Genomic DNA, 21652 nt, shown 5'->3' on the forward strand with positions numbered 1-21652 from the left:
CAAAGCCGGCATTCCATTGAAGATGCGAGCATATGAAGTTTAACGGATTCGGTTACGCTTGCGGCATGCCCAACCGCCTCGCCGCCGAAACCAGCCCCTACCTGCGCCAGCACGCGGACAACCCGGTCGACTGGTGGCCGTGGACTGCCGAGGCGCTGGCCGCGGCGCGCGCGCAGGACAAGCCGATCCTGCTTTCTATCGGTTACAGCGCCTGCCACTGGTGCCACGTCATGGCGCACGAAAGCTTCGAGGACGAAGCGACCGCGCGGCTCATGAACGAAAAGTTCATTTGTATAAAAGTGGACCGCGAGGAGCGGCCCGACCTCGACAAGATCTACCAGCTCGCCCACCAGGCCCTAACCCGGCGCGGCGGCGGCTGGCCGCTGACCGTGTTTCTCGCGCCCGACGACCTCGCGCCGTTCTACGCCGGCACGTATTTCCCGAAGGAGGCGCGCTACGGCATGCCGCCGTTCGCCTACGTGCTCGAACAGGTGCGCGGCTTCTGGGATGAGCGGCGCGATGCGGTGCGCGCGCAGAACGCGACGTTGCGCGAGTTCCTCGAACATTACGACGCCGGCGAAGCGCATGACGGCACGCTGGACGACGCACCGATCCGCGCAGCGCTCGAACAGATCGAACGCGGCTTCGACCCGGAATACGGCGGCCATCGCGGCGCGCCGAAGTTTCCGCACTGCCCGGAAATGGAACTGCTGCTCGACCTCGGCACGCAACGGGGACGTGCGATGGTCGAACTGACCCTGACCCGCATGGCCGAAGGCGGCATCCACGACCAGATCGGCGGCGGTTTCTGCCGCTACAGCGTCGACGAGCGCTGGGAAATTCCGCACTTCGAGAAGATGCTCTACGACAACGCGCAGTTGCTGCCGCTGTACGCGGACGGCGCCAAGATCGGCGGCGACAACCTTCAATCGGAAGTCGTGCAGCGGTTCACCGAATGGCTGACGCGCGAAATGATCGCCGGGTCGGGAACTTCGAAGCATGGCGCGTTCTACTCCGCGCTCGATGCGGATTCCGACGGCGAGGAAGGCAAGTTCTACGTCTGGGGTCGCGGCGAAGTCCGCGCGCTATTGGACGCGGAGGAATTCGCCTTGATCGAACACCATTACGGCTTCGACCGGCCGCCGAACTTCGAACATCACGTCTGGAATCCGATCGTTGCGCAACCGCTCGAAGCCGTTGCGGATTCATTGAACTTGTCGATGCCGCAGGCCGACGCCCTGCTGTTCAGCGCACGCAAGAAGCTGTTCGCCGCACGCGCCGAACGCATGCGGCCGGCGCTCGACGACAAGATTTTGACCGCATGGAATGCGCTGATGATCGGCGGTCTCGCACGTGCCGCGCATGCGATGGGCAACGCCGCATTCACCGCGCTGGCCGCGAACGCGCTCGAACCCCTGCATGCCGACGCATGGCGCGACGGCCGGCTTTACGCGAGTCTCGACGATCGCGACACGCGCTTGCCGGCCTATCTCGACGATCACGCCTTCCTGCTCGACGCGCTGCTCGATTTTCTGCAGGTGGAATGGAACAACCGTCATCTCGATTGGGCGATCCGTCTCGCCGACATCCTGCTCGAACGTTTCGAGGATCGCGAACACGGCGGCTTCTTCTTCACCGCGCACGATCACGAGAAGCTGATCCAGCGCCCCAAACCTTACGCCGACGAAGCGCTGCCGTCCGGCAACGGCGTCGCCGCACGCGCGCTGCTGCGTCTCGGGCATCTGCTCGGCGAAACGCGTTATCTGGAAGCGGCCGAGCGCACATTGCGTGCAGCTCACGCGACGATGACGCAGATGCCCGCTGCCTGCGCGACGCTGCAGCGCGCGCTCAACGATTTCCTGCATCCGCGCACGCTCGCCGTCGTGCGCTTCGATTCCGTCGAGGAGGACGACGCATGGCGCGCCGCATTGCGTACAGCCAGCAATCCGCGTCGTGTCGATGCATACTTCATTCCGGACTATGCTGGCGATCTGCCCGGTGCAATTGCCGCGCAAACGTACGCCGCCGGCGGCGTCGCCTATGTTTGCCACGGCACGCAGTGTGACCCGCCGATCACCGACGCAGACCGCCTCGCAAGCGCATTTGCTTTGAAAGAAGGAAATCCGGCGAACTAGAGCCGCACCGGCCTGTCCGGCAGCTCGTTCGCGACCGGCGTTCCGTCGGCGGGATAGTGATGGGCGAGGATATCGCTGACCGCCTCGACCGCAGCGACCGCACCGGATTCAAACTCTCCGTTGCCGAAGCGTTCGCGCAGTTGCGCGCAGACCGCCTGCCATTCCGATTCCGGTACGCGCGCCGCGATGCCGCGATCGGCGACAATCTCGATCGCGTGATCCGCCACGAGCACATAGATCAGCACGCCCGAATTGTGTTCGGTGTCCCACACGCGCAGATGCGCGAACACCTCCTGGGCGCGCTCTCGCGCGCTGCGGCCACGCAGCAGTTCGCCGAACGACAGCGCGCCTTCGATCGCGAAGCAGACCTGGCCCTTGTGCCACGCTTCGCCGGCGGCAATCGCGCGCTGGATCACATCGAGCGTGCTGTCCGGAAAGCGCCGGCGCGCAGCGCCTTCGGAAACGAGATGCCTGGCCAGACGTGCGATGCCCATGTCACCAACTCCCGGAGGCGCCGCCGCCTCCGAACGAACCGCCGCCGCCGCTGAACCCGCCGCCTCCCCCGCCGCCTCCGAAACCGCCACCGCCGAAGCCTCCGCCCGGGAAACCGCCCCAGCCGCCCCCGCGGTTGGCGAGGCCGCCACCGCCGCCGCCGAGCAGGCCGAGGACGAGGCCAACGACGCCGAGCCCGATCGTCAGCGGCACGATGCCGCCGGACATCAACCATGCGGCGCCGCTGCCCACGAGCGCGGTGAGGCCGCCGCGCGGCGGCGCCGACAGGCCACCGAACAGCGAGCGCGCGAACAGGATGGCGAACACGGCGAAAATGGCGGCATTGAACGGATCGCTGTCGCCGGACGAAGATTTGCGCTCGTCGGTCAACGGCGGCGGCAACGGCTCGCCCTGGATCAGCTTGGTCAGCGCATCGGTTGCGTCGTGGATGCCGCCGAAGAAATCACCGCTGCGGAACTTCGGCGTGATGTATTCGCGGATGATGCGCGCGCCGGCGGCATCGGGAATCGCACCCTCGAGGCCGCGGCCCACTTCGATGCGCACGCGCCGGTCGTTCTTGGCGACGATCAGGATCACGCCGTCGTCGGTGCCCTTGCGGCCGAGCTTCCAGGCGTCGCCGACACGGATGCCGTATTGCGCGATGTCCTCGGGCTGTGTCGTCGGCACGATGAGGACGCCGAGTTGCGAGCCCTTGCTCTGCTCGAGCGCGGTCAGCTCGCTTTCCAGTTGCTGCTGTTGTTGCGTATCGAGCGTGCCGGTCAGGTCGGTGACATGTGCCTTGAGCGGCGGCACCGACTGCGGGTCGCCTTCGGCTGCTCGCACCACGGGTGCGATCAGGAGCAACAGGCACAGGAAAGCCAAACACAAACCGACGCGGACGGAAGCGGAAAAGAAATCCGCACGCATCCGTGTCGATCCGTGTCCGGTGGTGTTTTTCACACCGCTGCGATCAATGCGCGGGCTGGGCGGGCGGCTGCGCCGGCTGGGCCGCAGGCTTGCCGAAATCCACGGTCGGCGCGGTCGAGATCGCCTTCTCGTTTTCGACCGTGAAATTGGCCTTGGGCTTGTAGCCGAACATCATCGCGGTGAGGTTCTGCGGGAAGCTGCGCGCGAAGGTGTTGTAGTCCTGGATCGTGTCGATGTAGCGCTTGCGCGCGACGGCGATGCGGTTCTCGGTGCCTTCGAGCTGCGCCTGCAGGTTCTGGAACAGGCCGTCGGCCTTGAGGTTCGGATAGTTCTCCGACACGGCCATCAGGCGCGACAGCGCGCTCGACAGCTCGCCCTGGGCCTGCTGGAACGCCTTCATCTTGTTCTCGTCGGTGAGATCGTCGGCGTTGAGCGTGATCTTGCCGACGCTGGCGCGCGCGTTGGTCACCGCTTCGAGCGTCGACTGCTCGTGCTCGGCGTAGCCCTTGACCGTGTTGACCAGGTTCGGCACGAGGTCGGCGCGGCGCTGGTACTGGTTGACCACTTCGGACCAGGCGGCCTTGGCGGCCTCGTCCTTGGACTGGAATGCGTTGTATCCGCAGCCGGATAATACCAACGCGGCGATCAAAAGCAGTGCGATGCGTTGCAGGTGCATGGTCTTACCCCTCCGATGGATGGCAACGGGAGCATCATACCGAATGCGCCTGCGCGTTGCGCAAGCGGCAGGTCAGGTCGGGGGCGGCTTCTGGTTCTTCGCCACCCACAGGTTGAGCACCTCGACTACGGCCGAAAATGCCATCGAGCCGTAGATGTAGGCGCGCGGAACGTGCACGTCGACGCATTCCGCCACGAGCACGCCGCCGATCAGCACGATGAAGGCCAGCGCGAGCATGCGGATCGCCGGATTGTTGTCGATGAACTCGCCGACCGGCGTTGAGGCGAACAGCATCACCGCAACGGCGAGGATGATCGCGCCGACCATGACCGGGATGTTGCGCACCATGCCCACCGCGGTGATCACCGAATCGATCGAAAACACGATGTCGATCACCGCGATCTGCGCGATGACCCAGGCGAAGCCCGCGACCGCGGCGCTGGCCACCACCTCGCTGTGCTTGCCGCGGATCGCGTCGGCGATCTCCATGAGGCCCTTGACGATGAGGAAGGCGCCGCCGCCGCCGAGGACGAGGTCGCGCACCGAGATGACCTTGCCGAACAAGGTGAACAACGGCATGTGCTTGTCGTCCATGCGCGCGAAATGGGCGAGCGTAACGAGCAGCGCGATGCGCGTGAGGCAAGCGAAGGCGAGTCCGACCTTGCGCGCGAGCGCGCGCCGCTCGGCGGGCAGGCGGCCGACCGCGATCGAGATGAAGACGAGGTTGTCGACGCCGAGAACGATCTCGAGCGTGGACAGGGTGAACAGTGCGATCCAGAGCTCAGCGTCCAAAATCTCGTCTTCCTCTTGATGAGCCTCTATCCGTTCGCGCGGGACGCAGCCCGCGCGGCGAGCGGAGCCGAAGCGCTCTGGCCGCCCTTCGACTTCGGCCCTGCGGGCCTACGCCCAAGCTGGACGCAACCGCATTGGTCTAGGTCGCAGCGTGCTGCCACAAAATCAAGCCCCAGCACAACACCACGTTCAGCATGAGCAGGAACACGGCCGCAGACCCCATATCCTTGGCGCGGCCGGCCAGTTCGTGGAACTCGGGCGTGGTCTTGTCGACCACGGCCTCGATCGCGGAGTTCAGAATCTCCGCGGCGAGAACGAGGACCAGGCAACCCGCCAGCATTGCCTTCTCGACCGCGCCGTGTCCGAACCACAGCCCGAGCGGGAACAGTACGATCGAAAGATACACTTCGAGGCGGAACGAGGCTTCGAACGTCCAGCTCGCGTGCAAGCCCTTGAGCGACCAGCCCAGCGCCTTGTAGATCTGCCTCGGGCCGCGCGGTTCGGTGCTGGGCATTCCCCCTCCCCTGCGACGCGCGTTCAGACGCCGGTCGCGACCGCGGTGTCGGCGGCGTGCAGGTGCGTGCGTCCGCGCCAGGCGAGGTCGAGATCCTTCGCCGCCTTCACGTCGTCGAGGCGGCGCACGGGCTGGGTCACCGGCGCATCCTTCATCTTCTGCGGATCGGTCGCGGCGAGCCCGAGCAGGTCGCCCATGACCTCGACGAATTCGTCGAGCGTCTCCTTCGACTCGGTTTCGGTCGGCTCGATCAGCAGGCATTCGGGCACGAGCAGCGGGAAGTAATTGGTCGGCGCATGGATGTCGCGATCGAGCAGGCTCTTGGAAAAATCGAGCGCGGTGACGCCGCTCTGCTTCTTCTGCTTCGACACGGTGACGATGAATTCGTGGCTCGCGCGGCGGTTCGGATAGGCGAGATCGTAGCCCTTCTCGGCGAGCCGGCGCGCGAGATAGTTCGCGTTGAGCGTCGCGTACTCGGCCACGCGCGGCATGCCTTCGCGGCCGAGCAGACGCGCGTAGACGTAGGCGCGCAGCAGCACGCCCGCATTGCCGGCGAAGCTCGTGAGGCGGCCGATCGACAACGGGCGGTCCTTCTTGCGGATCCAGCCGTAGCGGCCGTCGGCGCGCTTCTCGACCATCGGAATCGGCAGGAACGGTTTCAGTCGCTCCGACACGCCGACCGCGCCCGCGCCAGGACCGCCGCCGCCGTGCGGCGTCGAAAACGTCTTGTGCAGGTTCATGTGGATCGCGTCGAAACCCATGTCGCCCGGACGCACCTTGCCGAGGATCGCGTTGAGGTTGGCGCCATCGTAGTAGAGCAGCCCGCCGGCTTCGTGCACGAGTCTGGCGATCTCGACGATGCGACGCTCGAACACGCCGATCGTCGACGGGTTGGTCAGCATGATGCCGGCCGTTTTCGGTCCGAGCACCTTCTTCAGCGCCTCGACGTCGATGTCGCCGTCGGCCTGCGTCGTAATCTCGCGCACCGTGCAGCCGCACATCGTCGCCGTCGCGGGATTGGTGCCGTGCGCGGCGTCGGGGACGATGATCTCGGTGCGTTCGAGATCGCCGCGATGCTTGTGGTAGGCCATGATCATCGCCACGCCGGCGAACTCGCCCTGCGCGCCGGCCATCGGCGCCAGCGAGACGCCGCCTTTCATGCCGGTGACGTCGGCGAGGATTTCCTGCAAGTCGTGCATGCAGGCCAGAAAGCCCTGCGACTTCGACTCGGGCGCATACGGGTGGCGCGCGAGGAAACCGTCGAGCATCGCGAGCGAATGGCACGCGCGCGGGTTGTACTTCATCGTGCACGAGCCGAGCGGATAGAACTGCGTGTCGATCGAGAAATTCTTGCGCGACAGGTTGGTGTAATGGCGCACGACCTGAAGCTCGGAGACTTCGGGCAGGCCGATCGGCGTCGTGCGGCGGAACCGTTCGGGCAGGTCGGCGGGGACGGCGGCCTTGGCCGGAATCTGCGCAGCCGCGCTGCGGCCGGGTTGCGACAGTTCGAAGATCAGCATGGATGCGGGCAGCGGGATTTAGCGAAGGTGACGTATGATGCCACAAGATTCCCCCTGCCCGCCCCCCGGCCCTCCATGCCCGAATTCCTCCGCATCGTCCTGCTCGGCATCATCGAAGGCATCACCGAATTCCTGCCGATCTCCTCGACCGGCCATCTGCTCGTCGCCGAGCACTGGCTCGGCGCGCGCAGCGAGATGTTCAACGTCGTCATCCAAGCCGGCGCGATCCTCGCCGTCGTGCTGATCTACCGCCAGCGCCTGTGGCAGCTTGCGACGAGTTTCCACAAACCGGAAAACCGCGACTACGCGCCGAAGCTGATCGCCGCGTTCCTGATCACCGCCGCGCTCGGCTTCGTCATGACCGGGCTCGGCTTCAAGCTCAAGGACGACATCACGCCGATCGCCTGGGCGTTCGTCATCGGCGGATTGTGGATGATCGCCGCCGAGCATTTCGCCGCGAAGCTGCGCGATTCGGCGACCATCACGTGGAAGGTCGCGATTCTCGTCGGCCTCGCCCAGGTCGTCGCCGCGATCTTTCCCGGCACCTCGCGCTCGGCGGCGACGATCTTCGTCGCGATGCTCGCCGGCGCCAGCAACCGCGCCGCGGCGACCGAATTCGCCTTCCTCGTCGGCATCCCGACCATGTTCGCCGCGTCGGGCTACGAACTGCTCAAGGCGACGAAGGCCGGGGAAGGCCACGAGGACTGGGGCGCGCTCGCGCTCGGCTTCGTCGTCTCGATGGTCGTCGCGTTCGCCGCGGTGAAGTGGCTGCTCGGCTTCATCCGCACGCATCGCTTCACGCCGTTCGCGCTTTACCGCATCGCGCTCGGCATCACCCTGCTCGCAGTTCCGTTCGCCGGCGCCTGAGCGGCAGGCCGCGCCCGCACTCCATCAGCCCGACGATGTGCCGCGGCCGGCGCGCGCGAACGCAGCGCGCACTTCGGCATAGGGTTTCAGTTCCTCGCGTATCCAGCGCTGGCATTCGGGACCGAACATGCGCTCGAACTTGCGCGCCGGCACGACCAACTCGCCGCTGAGCGCCTGGCGCTTCCACGGCTCGCGCGCGATGCGCGCAAGCGGCTCGGTGATGCGACCGGGGCGCTCGGGTATGGACACCCCCACGAATTCGCAAATGCGCGCGTACTCGCCGGCGAAATCGTCGATCAGGTCCTCGTAGAACACGATGCAATGATCGGGATGGCCGGCATGGCGCTCGTGGATTTCCATCGCGGCGTTCCAGTACGCGATCCAGTACGGAATGCTCTTGTCGAAGGCCAGGCCCTTCATCTCGTGCTGGTAACGCAGGCAGGCGTCGATCAGCGAGGCGACGACTTCCTCGCCGTTGCGCAGGATGTGCACGAATTTCGGATTCGGCACGTGTTCGGCGATCGTGTCGATGTGGAAAACGTGGCTGGGCGTCTTCTCGATCCACACCGACCTGCCGCGCGCCAGACTCACCTCGTCGAGCAAAGCGACGAAGTCGCGCACGTAGCCCGACAGGCGATAGCGCAGGCGCGGGCGCTTTTCGCGCATGTCGAGCGTCTGCGCCAAGTCGGCGAACACGCGCCGGATACCGCGATGACGGTGCAGACCGGGAACTCCGCGGCGCCTTAGCATGCGCATGCAAAGGCGGCCGTCGGCGATGCACAGGTCGGGCTTGCCCGGAACGACATGCTCGAACAACGCGGTTTCCGGCATCGAAAGAATCTGCGGGTGCGCGGCTAGCGCGGCCTGCAGGAAGGTCGTCCCCGAGCGCGGGCAGCCGACGATGAACACATGGCCCGGCGTAGCCGCGGCCGGCGTCGCGGCAGTCGCGAGCATCGTCCCCAGCCACGAGCGCTGTCGCACCGCCGCACTCATCGTCGGCACTCCGCGCGGTCCGGTGCCGGGCATGGATCCGCCGCATCGTCCGGCCGTGGAAAACGTCTGCCCCGCATTTGCTGCATTCCCGTGAAACGCCACGGGGCGACTATACGCAGCGGGATGTATCGAGAACGTTCAAAAAAAAGAAAATCCGGCAAACAAATGTAAAGCAAATTCGCAGTCGCGCTGCGATCCGCGACAGCGCGATGCGGCAACGCTATAGTGCGGCCATGAGCGACGCGAAAATCCTGCTGGCCGACGACGACGAAGAACTCAGCCAGTTGCTCAGCGACTTCCTCGCGCGCGAGGGCTTCCAGGTCGAGGTTGCCGAGGACGGCAACGCGGCGCTGCAGAGACTCGCCGACGAAAGCTACGAGGCGATGATCCTCGACGTGATGCTGCCGCAGAAATCCGGCATCGACGTGCTGCGCGAACTGCGCCGCTCCTCGCAGTTGCCGGTGCTGATGCTGACCGCGCTCGGCGAGGACATCGACCGCATCCTCGGCCTCGAACTGGGCGCCGACGACTACGTGCCGAAGCCGTGCAATCCGCGCGAGATCGCCGCGCGCCTGCGCGCGATCCTGCGCCGCACGCGCGGCGATGCGGACTCGCATCTCGGCGACCTGACCCTCGGCCCGGTGCGGCTCGCGGCGGCGGCGCGCACGGTCAGCGTGCGCGGCGAGCCGGTCGCGCTGACCGGCACCGAGTTCAACATCCTCGCCCTGCTCATGCGCGAGGCCGGCCGCGTGGTCGGCAAGGACGCCATCGCCCAGACCGTGCTCGGCCGCACGCTGCGCCCGTTCGACCGCAGCATCGACGTGCACATCTCCAAGCTGCGCCGCAAGCTCGGCCCCGCGGCCGACGGCGATTCGCTGATCCACACGATCCAGCGCGGCGGCTACCTGTTCCGCGTGGTCGACGAGAGCTGACGCCGTGCGGCGTCTGTTCTGGCGCATCTTCGCCCTGTTCTGGACCGGCACCCTCGTGCTGATCCTCACGATCGCCTGGAGCACCTCGTACACGTTCGAGAACGAGCAGATCCCCGGCCTCGGCATCACGCGCATGGAATCGGTGCTCAACGACCAGTTGCGCGGCGCAGCCCGTGCGCTGCACGACGGCGGCCTCGCAGCGCTGCGCGAGGTGGAACGCGGCGCGAAGGACCGCGGCATCACCCTGTACGTGCTCGACGCGGACAACCGCGACATCCTCGGCAAGAAGATCGCGCCCGGCATCGCCGAGGAAATCGCCGGCGCGATCGCCGACGAGCAGGGCCTGCATTCGCGCCGCGCACGCATGCGCACGATCTCGCTGCCCGACGACCAGCGCTACACCGCCGTCGCCGCCTACCTGCATTCGGCGATGCTGCGCATGCTCAACCGGCGCCCGACCTATTTCTGGGATCAGGTCGTCATCGCCAGCATCATCAGCGCGCTGTTCTCGCTGATCCTCGCCGCCTACATCGCCGCGCCGCTGTCTCGCATCCGCGCCGGCGCGCGGCGCGTCGCCGGCGGCGACCTCGACGCGCGCGTCGGCGCGCTCAAGTTCGGGCGCAGCGCGGAAATGCTCGCGCTGGCCAACGAGTTCGACGGCATGGCCGCGCGCCTGAAGGAACTCGTCGAAGGCCAGCGCCGCCTGATCCGCGACGTTTCGCACGAGATGCGCTCGCCGCTCGCGCGCCAGCGCGTCGCGCTCGAACTCGCGCGCGCGCAAGTGCCCGGCGGCGACGCCAAGCTGCAGCTCGACCGCATCGAGCGCGAGTCCGAACGGCTCGAGGAGATGATCGCACAGGCGATCCAGCTCTCGCGCATGGAAACGGCGCCGCCGCTCAAGGCGGACGCGGTCGCGCTCGATGCGCTCGTCGCCGACATCGTCGCCGACGCGGCGTTCGAGGCGCAGGCGCGCAATTGCTCCCTGCTGATCCAGCAGAACGCGCCGCTCACGGTACAGGCCGAGGCCGACCTGCTCGGCAGCGCGATCGAGAACGTCGTGCGCAACGCGGTCAACTACACGCGCGCCGATTCGACCATACGCATCCGCCTCGACCGCGTCGAACGCGAGGCGCGGCTGCGCGTCGCCGATGCGGGACCCGGCGTGGACGGATCCGACCTCGCGCGCATCTTCGAACCGTACTACCGCACCGACGACGCGCGCGCGCGCAAGAGCGGCGGCTCCGGCCTCGGCTTGGCCATCGCCAAGCGCGCGATCGAGCGCCAGGGCGGCCGCATCCGCGCGAGCAACGTCGCCAGCGGCGGCCTGGAAATCGAGATCCGCCTGCCGTTGTCCACGGCAGCCTGACGATGCGATCCATGCTCGCCGCGAAAGCACGCAGCGCAAATTGACTCCCGCCCCTGATTTGGCGCTATGCTGAATCGTCGCAACCCCGGTGCCGCGCCCTTTCGCCGTGAAACCCGCGCTACAACTCCGCCTGCACCAGCAGCTTTCGCTGACGCCGCAATTGCAGCAGGCGATCAAGCTACTGCAGATGTCGAGCATCGAGCTCGAGGTCGAGTTGCGCCAGGTGATCGAATCCAATCCGCTGCTGGAACTCGAGGAAGCGTCCGACGGCGACGACGAATTCGCGAGCGAAACCGAATTCCCCGAAACCGAAGGCGCCGACGACGACGGCGAGCGCGCGGAAGCGTCCGGCGCGGACGACGACACGCGCGAAGTCGACGACTTCGAGCTCGCCGGCGACTTCGAGGACGACGGCAGCGACTACGGCAACCCGAAACCGGTCGACGACGACGGCCTCGAAAAACAGGAGGCCCAGCCCGAAGACCTGCGCGACCACCTGCTCTGGCAGCTCAACCTCACCGCGCTGTCGCTGCGCGATCGCGCGATCGGCACCGCAATCATCGAAGCCGTCGACGAAGACGGCTACCTGCACGAGGACGCCGAATCGCTGTGCGCCTCGCTGACCGGAGCGCTCACGCCGGGCGGCAACGCCGTCGCGGCCGCCGAGGTCGAGGCGATGCGCCACCGCATCCAGTGTTTCGATCCGATCGGGGTCGCCAGCCGCAACCTCGCCGAATGCCTGCGCGCACAGCTCGATGCGTTCGATCCCGCCACGCCGGGACTGAACGCGGCGCGCGAAATCGTCGCCGGCCATCTGGACGTGCTCGCGCGCAACGATCGCGAGCGCCTGGCCCGGCAGCTGCACGTCGATGCCGCCACGATCGACCTCGCCATCGCCCTGATCCGCTCGCTCGATCCCAAGCCCGGCGCCAGGTACAACTCCGCCCCGCCCGAATTCGTCGCGCCCGACGCCTACGCGCGCCGCGTGAACGGACGCTGGGCGGTGTCGCTGAGCCCGCACTGCCAGCCGCAATTGTCGATCAACCGCCACTACTCCGGCCTGATCGCGCGCGCGCAGCGCGACGACGCGCAATACCTGCGCGGCCAGTTGCAGGAAGCGCGTTGGTTGATCAAGAGCCTGGCCACGCGCGCCGAAACGATGCTCAAGGTCGCCAGCGCAATCGTGCGCGCGCAGAGCGCGTTCCTCGACTTCGGTCCCGAAGCGATGCGCCCGCTCGTGCTGCGCGACATCGCCGACGAGATCGGCATGCACGAGTCCACCGTTTCGCGCATGACCACGCGCAAGTACCTGCATACGCCGCGCGGCACGTTCGAATTCAAGTTCTTCTTCTCCTCCGGCGTCGGCACGGTCGACGGCGGCGCGGCCTCGGCGACGGCGATCCAGGCGATGATCAAGAAACTGATCGACGAGGAAATTCCGCGCAAGCCGCTGTCCGACCAGGCGCTCGCGGCCGAGCTGAACCGCCGCGGCATCGAAGTCGCGCGCCGCACCGTGGCAAAGTATCGCGAGGGTATGAACATTCCTTCTTCTTCCGAACGCGGACGCTTGTGTCTGGCGGCCTCCGCGCTATGATCGGATCGGCATTCAACGGACAACGGAGGCAACGCGGAACCAACGACTAATGGCATCGGTCTGAATTCAGGCCCGTCGTCGTCGACGGGCGTCGTGAAACTCCATCACCTGAGGATTTCGTCATGCAGATCACCGTCAGTGGGCATCAAGTCATCGTCACCCCCGCCCTGCGCGATTACGCCGAATCGAAGCTCGGACGCATCGTCCGCCATTTCGAACAGGTGCACGCCGCCGTCGTGGTCCTCTCCGTCGAAAAACTCTTCCAGAAAGCGGAAGCCACGGTGCACTGCGCCACCAACAAGACCATCCACGCCGACGCCGACGGGGCCGACCTCTACGCCGCGATCGACGGCCTCGCCGACAAGCTCGACCGTCAGGTCAAGAAGCACAAGGAAAAACTCAAGAGCCATCGCCGCGACGACGTACGCGAAGCGCGCTACGCGAGCTGACGCAGCGGTGCCGGTCGCGCAGGAAAACGCGGCTTTGCCAATCTCCGTCGACGATGGTTTGCCGCCGGATGCGATGAGGCGGCGGCGCATTGTGTTGCGCTCTCGCTGGCCGTCATTCCGGCGAAAGCCGGACTGCGCAGGCAGGGATGCCGAAGCGAACATTCGCGCAGCGAATGGCCCGAAGGGCACGCGGCAGGAATGCCGCGTGTAATCCAGCACCTTGGCCTTTGCTCGTCATTCCAGCGAAAGCGGGAATCCAGCTTTTGCTCTGGCTCTTGATTCTGTTCTGACCGCATCCGTTCGCCTTTCCGCGCGCGTCCGGCGCGCGGGTCACTTTCTCTTGCTTGTGCAAGAGAAAGTAACCAAAGAGAACACACCCCGGATGCCGCGCTCGCAGCTACGCTGCGAGTCCGCGAGGTCAGGCCGGGGTTCGTTGAACGCACGTCCGTGTGCGTACAACGAACTCGCGCGCATCGTGCGCGCGACCCTGCGGGCGTTTCCGTCCTGCCCTCGCCGCGGCAAACGGGGACCCGAAGATCACGAGCCAGATCACGAGCCAGATCAAGAGCTTCGACGTGTGGAGTGCTTTTGATTTTGCTTCTGCGCGCAGGAGCGCGCTGCTCTGGCTTTCGGGTCCCCATTGCATTGCGGCGGCAGCGGACGGAAGAGCCCGCAGGGGCGGCGCGAGGGATCGCGCCGACTTCGCTGCCTGCACAGGGACGTGCAGTCAGCGAAGCCCGGCCGCTGACGCGGACCTTTCGGGCAGGATGCCCGAAAGGCGCAATGCTCTGGGGCGTGTTTCTTTGCTTCCTTTCTTTGCACGAGCAAAGAAAGGAAGACGCTCGCCCGTAGGGCGAGTGGAAGCTTCGCTCTTGATCCCGCAAGAAACCAAAGATCAAAAGCAGGAACTAGATTACAAACTGCATCCGCAGTTTGCCCTTCGGGCCATTCGCTGCGCGAATGTTCGCTTCGGCTTCCTGCCTGCGCAGTCCCGCCTTCGCGGGAATGACGAGCAAAAGATCGAGCTGCCGAGAGGAGCGAAAACACACCTCCCCCGGCGAAACTGGCAGAATGGCGCCAGCGAAACCCTTCCCCACGTCATGGAACGTCTCACCGCCCGCGAACTGTTCGACAAAGTGTCCGAGCGCCTTGCGCTGCGCTGGGTCGCGGGCGAGGCGGGCGAGAAGCGCGTGATCGCGCCGGCGGAAAAGCAGGCGCGGCGCCCCTCGCTCGCCGGCTACCTCAACATCATCTATCCGAACAAGATCCAGATCATCGGCAGCGAAGAGCTGAACTGGCTCAACAATCTCGATGCGCGCGAGCGCTGGGAAGCGGTCGAACGCATCATCGCGTTCCGGCCCACGGCGCTGATCGTGACCAAGGGCCAGGACGTGCCCGCCGACGTGCTCACTGCGGCGGACGAGAGCAATACGCCGATCTGGCTCAGCCCCAAGCGCGGCCACGAGTTGCTGACCTACCTGCAATACCATCTCGCGCGGCTGCTTGCGCGCCGCGTCACGCTGCACGGCGTGCTCATGGAGGTGTATTCGATCGGCGTGCTGATCACGGGGGAGTCGGGTTCGGGCAAGAGCGAACTCGCGCTCGAACTGATCACGCGCGGCCATCGCCTCATCGCCGACGACGCGCCCGAGTTCACCCAGATCGCGCCCGACGTGATCGACGGCTCGTGCCCGGAGATTCTGCAGGACCTGCTCGAAGTGCGCGGCCTCGGCATCCTCAACGTGCGCGAGATGTTCGGCCAGACCTCGGTGAAGCCGTCGAAATACCTGCGCCTGATCGTGCACCTCGCCACGACGAAGAAAGTCGATGGCGACGACGGCGGCCTGGAGCGCATTTACGGCGACAACAGCTACCGCGAAATCCTCGACACCAAGGTGCCGCAGACCACGATTCCGGTCGCCGCAGGCCGCAACCTCGCCGTGCTCGTCGAGGCTGCCGTGCGCAACCACATGCTCAAGACCAAGGGCATCGATCCGGCGCAGACCTTCCTCGACCGCCAGGCGCACCAGATGCTGCGCCAGTCGCCGTGGTGAACCCGATGACCGCAGGCGAAAAAGTGGAGAAAGCGCACAATGCCGCATCGCGCCTCGTCGTGATCAGCGGCATGTCGGGTGCGGGCAAGACGATCGCGCTGCGCGCGCTCGAAGACCTCGACTACTACTGCGTCGACAACCTGCCGGCCGCGCTGATGTCCGCGTTCGTCGCCGCGACCACCGTCGGCGATCCGGGTCTGCATCCGCGCCTCGCCGTCGGCATCGACGTGCGCAACCGCAGCGAGGATCTGCAGCGCGTGCCGGCGGTTCTTTCCGAACTGGCGCGCCAGGGCATCGAATACGAATTGATCTTCCTCGACGCGCCCGACGAGGTGTTGTTCAAGCGCTACTCGGACACGCGCCGCCGCCATCCGCTGACCGGCGACGGCCTGTCGCTGAGCGAGGCGATCGCACTTGAACGCAAACGCCTCAAGCCCGTTTCGGTGATCGCCAACCGCGTGATCGACACGGGCAACCTCAACGTCCACCAGTTGCGTCGCCTCATGGCGACCGAACTGGGCATGGTCGGCGGCGAACTGTCGCTGCTGTTCGAATCGTTCGCCTACAAGCGCGGCGTGCCGGCCGACGCGGATTTCGTCTTCGACGCGCGCTGCCTGCCCAACCCGCACTGGGACGCGCGCGTGCGTCCGCTGTCGGGGCGCGACACGGCGGTGAAGGAATGGCTCGCGGCCAAGCCCGAAGTGGCGCAATACCTCGCGGAAGTGACCGCTTTCCTCGATACCTGGCTGCCGCGCTTCGAGGCCGACAACCGCTCCTATGTGACGATCTGCATCGGTTGCACTGGCGGCCGCCACCGCTCGGTGTACCTTGCGGAGAAACTCGCCGAACACTTCCGCGCGACGCGCGAGCAGGTGCTGACCTTCCACCGGGAACTGGAATGATGGCAGTAGGCGTTCTCCTGCTCACCCACGAAAGCATGGGCGACGCATTGATCGAAACTTCGCGCCACCTGCTCGGCAAGATCAGCCTCAAGGTCGACGCGCTCGCGATTCCGCCCGGCGCCGACATCGACTTCGCGATGGAGGCGACCGCTTCGCGCATTCGTGCGCTCGACTCCGGCGGCGGCGTGCTCGTGCTCACCGACGTTTTCGGCGCGACGCCGAGCAACGTGCTCGACCGCATCGCGCCGACGGGCGTGGCGACCAAGCGCGTTTCCGGCCTCAATCTGCCGATGCTGTTGCGCGTGTTGAACTATCCCGAACAGAGCTTGTCCGAACTCGCGCAAACCGCGGAACAAGGCGGGCGGGCCGGAATCAAGATCGACTGAAGGCGCAAGGATCACGGATGCTCGAACGCGAAATCACCATCAGCAACAAACTCGGCCTGCATGCGCGCGCCTCGGCCAAGCTCGTGCAATCGCTGCAGGGCTACAAGGCCAACGCTTTCCTGATTTTCAAGGGCCGCGAGGTGAACGCGAAGAGCATCATGGGCGTGATGATGCTCGCGGCCGGCGTCGGCAACCTGATCACGCTGCGCACCGACGGCGCCGACGAGGAAGCGGCGATGGACGCCATGGTCGATCTGTTCAACCGCAAGTTCGACGAAGGCGCATGAGCGGCCGCCTCGTCCTGCCCGGAACCGCCGCCGCCAAAGGCATGGCGCTCGGCCGCGCGCGCCTCGTCCAGCCCAACCAGATCAGCGTCGACGAGCGCCCGCTGCCGGCCGACGAAGTCGAAGCCGAAGTCGCCAAGCTCGCCTCCGCGCTCGCCGCGGCGCGCTCCGAACTCGCCGCGCTGCGCGACAAGCTGCACGGCGCGCTGTCGCACGAGGTCGGCGAGTTCATCGACGCGCACAGCATGATCCTCGACGACCCCGAGCTCGTCGACGGCCTCTACGACCTGATCCGCACCGCGCGCCTGCGCGCGAGCGCGGCGCTCAAGGTGCAGCGCGACCGTCTCGTCGCCGCGTTCGACGCGATCGACGACCCCTACCTGCGCAGCCGGCGCGAGGACGTCGACCACGTCATCGGCCGCGTGCAGGGCGAACTGACGCGCGACAAGACCCCGGCCGAGCGCCAGATCGCCGCGCGCGTCGGCACGATCCTCGTCAGCGACACCGTGGCGCCGGCCGAACTCGCGCAGATGCGCGAGGCCGGCGTGCTCGCGCTGGTCACGACCGCGGGCAGCCCGCTCTCGCACAGCGCGATCCTCGCGCGCTCGATGCGCATGCCGATGCTGGTCGGCGTGCACGACGCGCTCAAGGAAATCTCCGACGACGACCTGATCCTCGTCGACGGCCGCAGCGGCCAGGTCGTCGTGCATCCCACCGCGCAGGACCTGACGGTCTACCGCAACTACCAGCGCGAGCAGGCGCGCAGCGCCGACGAACTCTCGCGCCTGCGCGGCGCGCGCACGCTGACGCGCGACGGGGTCGAGATCCGCCTCTACGCGAATGCGGAACAGGCCGCCGACATCGCCCAGGCGCACGCGCTCGGCGTCAGCGGCGTCGGCCTCTACCGCACGGAATTCCTGTTCCTGCAGCGCGGCGACGCGCCGGGCGAGGAAGAACAGTTCGCCGCATACCGCGAGCTCGTGCTCGGCATGGGCGGCCTGCCGGTGACGATCCGCACGCTCGACCTCGGCGCCGACAAGGCCGACTCGTCGGGCATCGCGCTGACCGACGAGGACAACCCCGCGCTCGGCGTGCGCGGCGTGCGCCTGTCGATGAAGCGCCCGCATCTGTTCGCGACGCAATTGCGCGCGATCCTGCGCGCGAGCCGCTACGGCCCCGTGCGCATCCTCGTGCCGATGGTGACGACGGCAGAGGAAATCGTCGCCGCGAAGTCCCTCGCCGCGCATTGCGCACGCGAGTTGCGCACCGAAGGCCACGAGATCGCCGACCATTACGAGTTCGGCGCGATGATCGAAGTGCCCGCCGCCGCGATCGCATTGTCCACGCTGCTGCGCCATCTCGATTTCGTCTCGATCGGCACCAACGATCTCACCCAGTACATCCTCGCCGCCGACCGCGGCAACGACGCGCTCGGCGTGCTGCACGACCCGTTGCATCCGGCCATGCTCAAGCTGCTCGCGCAGGCGATCGCCACCGGCCAGCGCGCGAAGAAATCGGTCGCGCTCTGCGGCGAAATGGCCGGCGACACGCGCTACACCGCGCTGCTGCTCGCGCTCGGCCTCACCGATTTTTCGATGCACCCCTCCTCGCTGCTCGAAGTGCGCCAGAAAATTGCGCACAGCAACCACAAGGCGCTGCGCGCCGCGGCCAAGGCCCTGCTGCGCGCACAGTCGCGCGCGGGCATCGAGCGTGTTCTGGCGCAATTTGATCTGCTATGAAAATTGCTTTCAGGAATTTACACGCTGCCGGGCATGTTTTCCGCCATCCCCTGGCATGCAATGTTTCCAACTTAGCAATCGTTCGTTCCGAGCGTAGGCGCAAAGCAGAAAAATCGAAGGACCCAAAGCATTTCCCGGACTGCTCCGCATGCGACCTGATACCCGAGGGGCTCGAGTAATGGGCCGCAATTTCAAACTCATCTGCCTTGCGGTAATTGCCTGCACCATGGCAGGGCTGTTGCTGGCCGGGCTGCTTTCCGGGCACACCGCGTTCGGCACGGGTGGGATGGATCGCATCGAGCACTTCCTTGATTCCACTTCAAGGGCAGGCACAGGCGGTTTCCTCGTCGTCGTCGCGCTGCTGGTGCTGATTGCTTTCACTGGATTCCTGCCGGCTTCGTTGATAGGTATCGTGAGCGGATCGATTTACGGATTGCTCGTCGGATTTCTCGTTTCGGCGCTGGCAACGCTGGCGGGAGCCTGGATTTCCTTCTTGGTGAGCCGGAGCCTGTTCCGGAAGGCATTCGAACGGCTATTCATCCGGCGCGCACGCCTTCGCCATATCGGCGACGAAGTGGTCAAGGGAGGATGGCGATTCGTCTGCCTGCTGCGCATGTCTCCCATCATGCCGTTCGCACTCACCAGCTACGCGTTGGGGCTGTCCGCCATCACGGCACGCGATTACATGCTCGGTACCCTCGCATCGCTGCCGGCGCTGTTGGGCTATGTCTGCATCGGTTGGTTCGCGCGACAGAGCATGAGCACCCGATCCATCGACGTCGGTTATTTGCAATGGACGATTCTCGGAGCAGGCATCGCGGCCACCGTCTTCCTGACGCTGTACGTGAAGCGCGTCGTCTCTCGGGCGCTCTCGTTGCATCCGTAGCCGATTGGGAGTTGGAATGAAGTCGATTGGCACGAATGGCACGCGCGTGGACATGCCCAAGCTCGCCGCGCGGGCTGTTTTTCTGGTCGTTTTCTGCAACGTACTGGCCTTCGTCGTTCATTGCGTCAATCCGGTTCTGATGGCGGACGACTGGTACTTTCTCGACGTATTCGTCCGCAAAGGAATCGACGGCAATCTGCATTTTGCGGACTTCTTCGTGAAACGCATCGCCTCGGATCATTCGGAGCCGTTCATCAAGATGGTCCTGCTGTGGTGCCTGCGCGGGTTCGATCTGGATATTTCGATCGAGGCGCTCGTCGGGGTTTCGGTCGTGCTCGGTTGCGTGCTGATTTTCCGTTTCCTGATTTTTTCGGAAGGCGGCAACGATGCCGGGCAGAGCCGCCAGCTTGCATGGGTCACCATCGCCGCCATCCTGTTTTCCCTCAACGCCACCGAGGTCTGGGCGTGGCCGTTGAACTCGGCGCAGTATTCCAGCTACCTGCCCCTGCCCGTGTTCATGTGGTCGGTCTGGCGCGCCTACCGCGATAAGAAATACCTGCTTCTCGCCGTCGTGACGCTCATTCTCGGATTCGTCAGCGACGACAATGCCATGATCGGCGTTGCGGCCACACTGACGGCGATCGCGTTTTACGTGCTGGCTCGCAAGCCCACGGAAAAGGGCGTTTTGCTGCGCATCGTCGCCGTCGTCCTCGTCTGCATGCTGGTCATGCGGATCGGTTATTCCCATGCGCCGCTGGTTGGCGGCGCGCCGGATACGCCGCTGCCCGACAAGTTGCGTGCCCTGTTCGATCAGGTCCGGCACGGCGAGTGGTACAAATGGCTCATCACTCCCTTGGCCTGGTCCATCGCCTCGCGACCGTTCCTGCCGGGCATCCACGACCGCGCTTTCGAGATCATCGAATATGCCTTCTTCGGCGTCATGCTGTTTCTCCATGGCTGGTTCTGGCTGAGGGCCTTGCGTCGCGAATGGAACCTGCCGATTTTCGTCGCCGTTTGCCTGATGCTCGTGGCCTACGGCTGGATTGCGGGAATACTCGTTTATCGCGTTTCGGCATTCGGTGCGGATTATTTCCAGCAGGACCGATACGTGCGCCAGTACCAATTCGAACTGGTGGCACTCATCCTGATGTGGGTGGGGTCGGCGATGAACAGCAGCCCCGGTGCGCAGAAGCACCGGCTCGTGCGCTGGGGAACGATCGCCTGCCTGGGTCTCGTGCTGCTGCAAATCCCCATCTCCATCGCCGCCTGGCGCGTCGTCCCCTACAAGCAGCTCTACTTCCAGAACCTGGCACGGGATATCTATCGACTCGCCGCCCATCCCGACGATGCCCGGCTGCTCGGCAATTGCAGCATGCAACTTTCCATCTGCGGCTGGCCGCCCGAAAAGAGGGAAAGCTTGCTGCGCCTGCTTGAGGACCGTCGCCTGAATGTTTTTTCGCCGCGGGTCCTGCTTGCGCATCCCTACCTGTTGAACGCGACGTCTTCGATGAGCGCGGCAAGCCGGGAACCACTGCTTTCCGCCGTGCAGGAAGCGCAAGACGATGCGTCGGCCGAGAATGCATACGGCTCCATCAGCCGGTTCCTCGGCGTCGGTCGCGACATTTGGCCAAGCAGCGGCATCGACGTGAATGCCCTGCATGCGAACGACGTGCCGCTGATGCTTGCAGGCTGCTGGTCGCCCGATGGCCCGAAGCACCACCAGTCGAGCTGGTGCGGGCCGGACGTCTCGCTGATATTGCGCAGGCCCGCCGATGCGTCGCGCCTGATCGTCCAGGGATCGTTTCCGCAGAACACCTATGCCCAAGCCGGAAAGAGTTCGCCCGCGACCCTCACGGTCAAGGTCGATGACGTGCCGGTGGCCACGAAGACGATCGAGGCCGACGGCGCGTTTACCATTGACATACCCACACACGATCTTCCAGCGCCTGCATCTCATCCGGACCTGACGCATATCAACATCTCTTCGGACAGCTCGTTCGTACCGAACCGCTTTTCTTCGTCACAGGACTCGCGCGAACTTTCAATGAAACTGTCTTCGGTATATTTCTCGACCTCGACCAAAGATGCCCTTGAACGACAATAGCCGGACCATCGCGCGGGTCGTCGCCGATTGCCGCCCCGCA

20 protein-coding genes are annotated in these 21652 nt (G+C 65.6%); 13 read left to right on the top strand and 7 right to left on the bottom strand.

All coding sequences use genetic code 11. From position 1 onward, the window contains the following. Positions 1 to 65: 65 nt before the first annotated feature. Positions 66 to 2135 carry a thioredoxin domain-containing protein gene (locus tag QM741_RS01235; protein ID WP_415205940.1) on the top strand — a complete coding sequence of 690 codons (2070 nt, stop codon included), beginning with the start codon at positions 66 to 68 and terminating at the stop codon, positions 2133 to 2135. Here QM741_RS01235 and QM741_RS01240 read toward each other — a convergent pair. The 6 genes from QM741_RS01240 to gcvPB all read right to left on the bottom strand — a co-directional run bounded on the left by QM741_RS01240 (position 2132) and on the right by gcvPB (position 7056). Next, entirely contained in the window at positions 2132 to 2629 is a 498-nt protein-coding gene (locus tag QM741_RS01240) for a TPM domain-containing protein (RefSeq protein ID WP_415205941.1), read from the bottom strand. The genes QM741_RS01235 and QM741_RS01240 overlap by 4 nt on opposite strands. Before the next feature lies 1 nt (position 2630). Continuing rightward, positions 2631 to 3554, bottom strand: a complete 924-nt coding sequence (locus QM741_RS01245) for a TPM domain-containing protein (protein ID WP_415205942.1) — start codon at positions 3552 to 3554, stop codon at positions 2631 to 2633. Between the two features lie 43 nt (positions 3555 to 3597). Then, complete coding sequence (locus QM741_RS01250) at positions 3598 to 4230, bottom strand: LemA family protein (RefSeq protein ID WP_415205943.1); 633 nt, start codon at positions 4228 to 4230, stop codon at positions 3598 to 3600. A gap of 72 nt (positions 4231 to 4302) precedes the next feature. Next, positions 4303 to 5022: a TerC family protein gene (locus tag QM741_RS01255; protein WP_415205944.1), complete on the bottom strand. Its 720-nt coding sequence runs from the start codon at positions 5020 to 5022 to the stop codon at positions 4303 to 4305. 139 nt (positions 5023 to 5161) lie between these two features. Continuing rightward, complete coding sequence (locus tag QM741_RS01260; RefSeq protein WP_415205945.1) at positions 5162 to 5536, bottom strand: diacylglycerol kinase; 375 nt, start codon at positions 5534 to 5536, stop codon at positions 5162 to 5164. Positions 5537 to 5559: 23 nt separating this feature from the next. Further along, a complete protein-coding gene (gcvPB, locus tag QM741_RS01265; protein WP_415205946.1) occupies positions 5560 to 7056 on the bottom strand; it encodes an aminomethyl-transferring glycine dehydrogenase subunit GcvPB in 1497 nt (498 codons plus the stop codon). Between the two features lie 75 nt (positions 7057 to 7131). Here gcvPB and QM741_RS01270 point away from each other — a divergent pair, with 75 nt between their 5' ends. Then, positions 7132 to 7923: an undecaprenyl-diphosphate phosphatase gene (locus QM741_RS01270; RefSeq protein ID WP_415205947.1), complete on the top strand. Its 792-nt coding sequence runs from the start codon at positions 7132 to 7134 to the stop codon at positions 7921 to 7923. A gap of 24 nt (positions 7924 to 7947) precedes the next feature. Here QM741_RS01270 and QM741_RS01275 read toward each other — a convergent pair whose 3' ends face one another. Further along, the gene (locus QM741_RS01275; RefSeq protein WP_415205948.1) at positions 7948 to 8916 is read right to left on the bottom strand and encodes a sulfotransferase family protein; all 969 of its coding nucleotides are present in this window, start codon (positions 8914 to 8916) and stop codon (positions 7948 to 7950) included. 233 nt (positions 8917 to 9149) lie between these two features. On the opposite strand from QM741_RS01275, the gene QM741_RS01280 reads away from it, so the two are divergent. The 11 genes from QM741_RS01280 (at position 9150) to QM741_RS01330 (ending at position 21612) form a co-directional block, all read left to right on the top strand. Further along, a complete protein-coding gene (locus QM741_RS01280) occupies positions 9150 to 9848 on the top strand; it encodes a response regulator (RefSeq protein WP_415205949.1) in 699 nt (232 codons plus the stop codon). A gap of 4 nt (positions 9849 to 9852) precedes the next feature. Then, the gene (locus tag QM741_RS01285) at positions 9853 to 11214 is read left to right on the top strand and encodes an ATP-binding protein (protein ID WP_415205950.1); all 1362 of its coding nucleotides are present in this window, start codon (positions 9853 to 9855) and stop codon (positions 11212 to 11214) included. A gap of 106 nt (positions 11215 to 11320) precedes the next feature. After that, a complete protein-coding gene (locus tag QM741_RS01290; RefSeq protein ID WP_415209053.1) occupies positions 11321 to 12808 on the top strand; it encodes an RNA polymerase factor sigma-54 in 1488 nt (495 codons plus the stop codon). 122 nt (positions 12809 to 12930) lie between these two features. After that, positions 12931 to 13257 carry a ribosome hibernation-promoting factor, HPF/YfiA family gene (gene hpf / locus QM741_RS01295; RefSeq protein ID WP_415205951.1) on the top strand — a complete coding sequence of 109 codons (327 nt, stop codon included), beginning with the start codon at positions 12931 to 12933 and terminating at the stop codon, positions 13255 to 13257. A 1100-nt stretch (positions 13258 to 14357) separates the two neighbouring features. After that, positions 14358 to 15311 carry an HPr(Ser) kinase/phosphatase gene (gene hprK / locus QM741_RS01300; RefSeq protein ID WP_415205952.1) on the top strand — a complete coding sequence of 318 codons (954 nt, stop codon included), beginning with the start codon at positions 14358 to 14360 and terminating at the stop codon, positions 15309 to 15311. Positions 15312 to 15316: 5 nt separating this feature from the next. Beyond that, positions 15317 to 16213 (top strand): RNase adapter RapZ, encoded by an 897-nt coding sequence (gene rapZ, locus QM741_RS01305; RefSeq protein WP_415205953.1) that lies wholly within the window; start codon positions 15317 to 15319, stop codon positions 16211 to 16213. Beyond that, entirely contained in the window at positions 16213 to 16599 is a 387-nt protein-coding gene (locus tag QM741_RS01310) for a PTS sugar transporter subunit IIA (RefSeq protein ID WP_415205954.1), read from the top strand. The genes rapZ and QM741_RS01310 overlap by 1 nt, the downstream gene beginning before the upstream one ends. A 17-nt stretch (positions 16600 to 16616) precedes the next feature. Continuing rightward, entirely contained in the window at positions 16617 to 16886 is a 270-nt protein-coding gene (locus QM741_RS01315) for an HPr family phosphocarrier protein (RefSeq protein WP_415205955.1), read from the top strand. Then, positions 16883 to 18622: a phosphoenolpyruvate--protein phosphotransferase gene (ptsP, locus tag QM741_RS01320; RefSeq protein WP_415205956.1), complete on the top strand. Its 1740-nt coding sequence runs from the start codon at positions 16883 to 16885 to the stop codon at positions 18620 to 18622. The genes QM741_RS01315 and ptsP overlap by 4 nt, the downstream gene beginning before the upstream one ends. Positions 18623 to 18800: 178 nt before the next feature. Next, a complete protein-coding gene (locus tag QM741_RS01325; RefSeq protein WP_415205957.1) occupies positions 18801 to 19508 on the top strand; it encodes a TVP38/TMEM64 family protein in 708 nt (235 codons plus the stop codon). Positions 19509 to 19524: 16 nt separating this feature from the next. Then, entirely contained in the window at positions 19525 to 21612 is a 2088-nt protein-coding gene (locus tag QM741_RS01330; RefSeq protein WP_415205958.1) for a hypothetical protein, read from the top strand. Positions 21613 to 21652: the final 40 nt, after the last annotated feature.

This window comes from Rudaea sp., from assembly GCF_047601565.1.
Lineage (GTDB): Bacteria > Pseudomonadota > Gammaproteobacteria > Xanthomonadales > Rhodanobacteraceae > Rudaea.

Excerpts from the sequence above, each read along its gene's own strand:
- QM741_RS01270 (WP_415205947.1), top strand. The coding sequence starts at position 7,132 with ATGCCCGAATTCCTCCGCATCGTCCTGCTCGGCATCATCGAAGGCATC.
- QM741_RS01240 (WP_415205941.1), bottom strand. The coding sequence starts at position 2,629 with ATGGGCATCGCACGTCTGGCCAGGCATCTCGTTTCCGAAGGCGCTGCG.
- ptsP (WP_415205956.1), top strand. The coding sequence starts at position 16,883 with ATGAGCGGCCGCCTCGTCCTGCCCGGAACCGCCGCCGCCAAAGGCATG.
- hprK (WP_415205952.1), top strand. The coding sequence starts at position 14,358 with ATGGAACGTCTCACCGCCCGCGAACTGTTCGACAAAGTGTCCGAGCGC.
- QM741_RS01275 (WP_415205948.1), bottom strand. The coding sequence starts at position 8,916 with ATGAGTGCGGCGGTGCGACAGCGCTCGTGGCTGGGGACGATGCTCGCG.
- QM741_RS01250 (WP_415205943.1), bottom strand. The coding sequence starts at position 4,230 with ATGCACCTGCAACGCATCGCACTGCTTTTGATCGCCGCGTTGGTATTA.
- QM741_RS01235 (WP_415205940.1), top strand. The coding sequence starts at position 66 with ATGCCCAACCGCCTCGCCGCCGAAACCAGCCCCTACCTGCGCCAGCAC.
- QM741_RS01325 (WP_415205957.1), top strand. The coding sequence starts at position 18,801 with ATGGGCCGCAATTTCAAACTCATCTGCCTTGCGGTAATTGCCTGCACC.
- hpf (WP_415205951.1), top strand. The coding sequence starts at position 12,931 with ATGCAGATCACCGTCAGTGGGCATCAAGTCATCGTCACCCCCGCCCTG.
- QM741_RS01310 (WP_415205954.1), top strand. The coding sequence starts at position 16,213 with ATGGCAGTAGGCGTTCTCCTGCTCACCCACGAAAGCATGGGCGACGCA.
- rapZ (WP_415205953.1), top strand. The coding sequence starts at position 15,317 with ATGACCGCAGGCGAAAAAGTGGAGAAAGCGCACAATGCCGCATCGCGC.
- QM741_RS01315 (WP_415205955.1), top strand. The coding sequence starts at position 16,617 with ATGCTCGAACGCGAAATCACCATCAGCAACAAACTCGGCCTGCATGCG.
- QM741_RS01245 (WP_415205942.1), bottom strand. The coding sequence starts at position 3,554 with ATGCGTGCGGATTTCTTTTCCGCTTCCGTCCGCGTCGGTTTGTGTTTG.
- QM741_RS01260 (WP_415205945.1), bottom strand. The coding sequence starts at position 5,536 with ATGCCCAGCACCGAACCGCGCGGCCCGAGGCAGATCTACAAGGCGCTG.
- QM741_RS01280 (WP_415205949.1), top strand. The coding sequence starts at position 9,150 with ATGAGCGACGCGAAAATCCTGCTGGCCGACGACGACGAAGAACTCAGC.
- gcvPB (WP_415205946.1), bottom strand. The coding sequence starts at position 7,056 with ATGCTGATCTTCGAACTGTCGCAACCCGGCCGCAGCGCGGCTGCGCAG.
- QM741_RS01330 (WP_415205958.1), top strand. The coding sequence starts at position 19,525 with ATGAAGTCGATTGGCACGAATGGCACGCGCGTGGACATGCCCAAGCTC.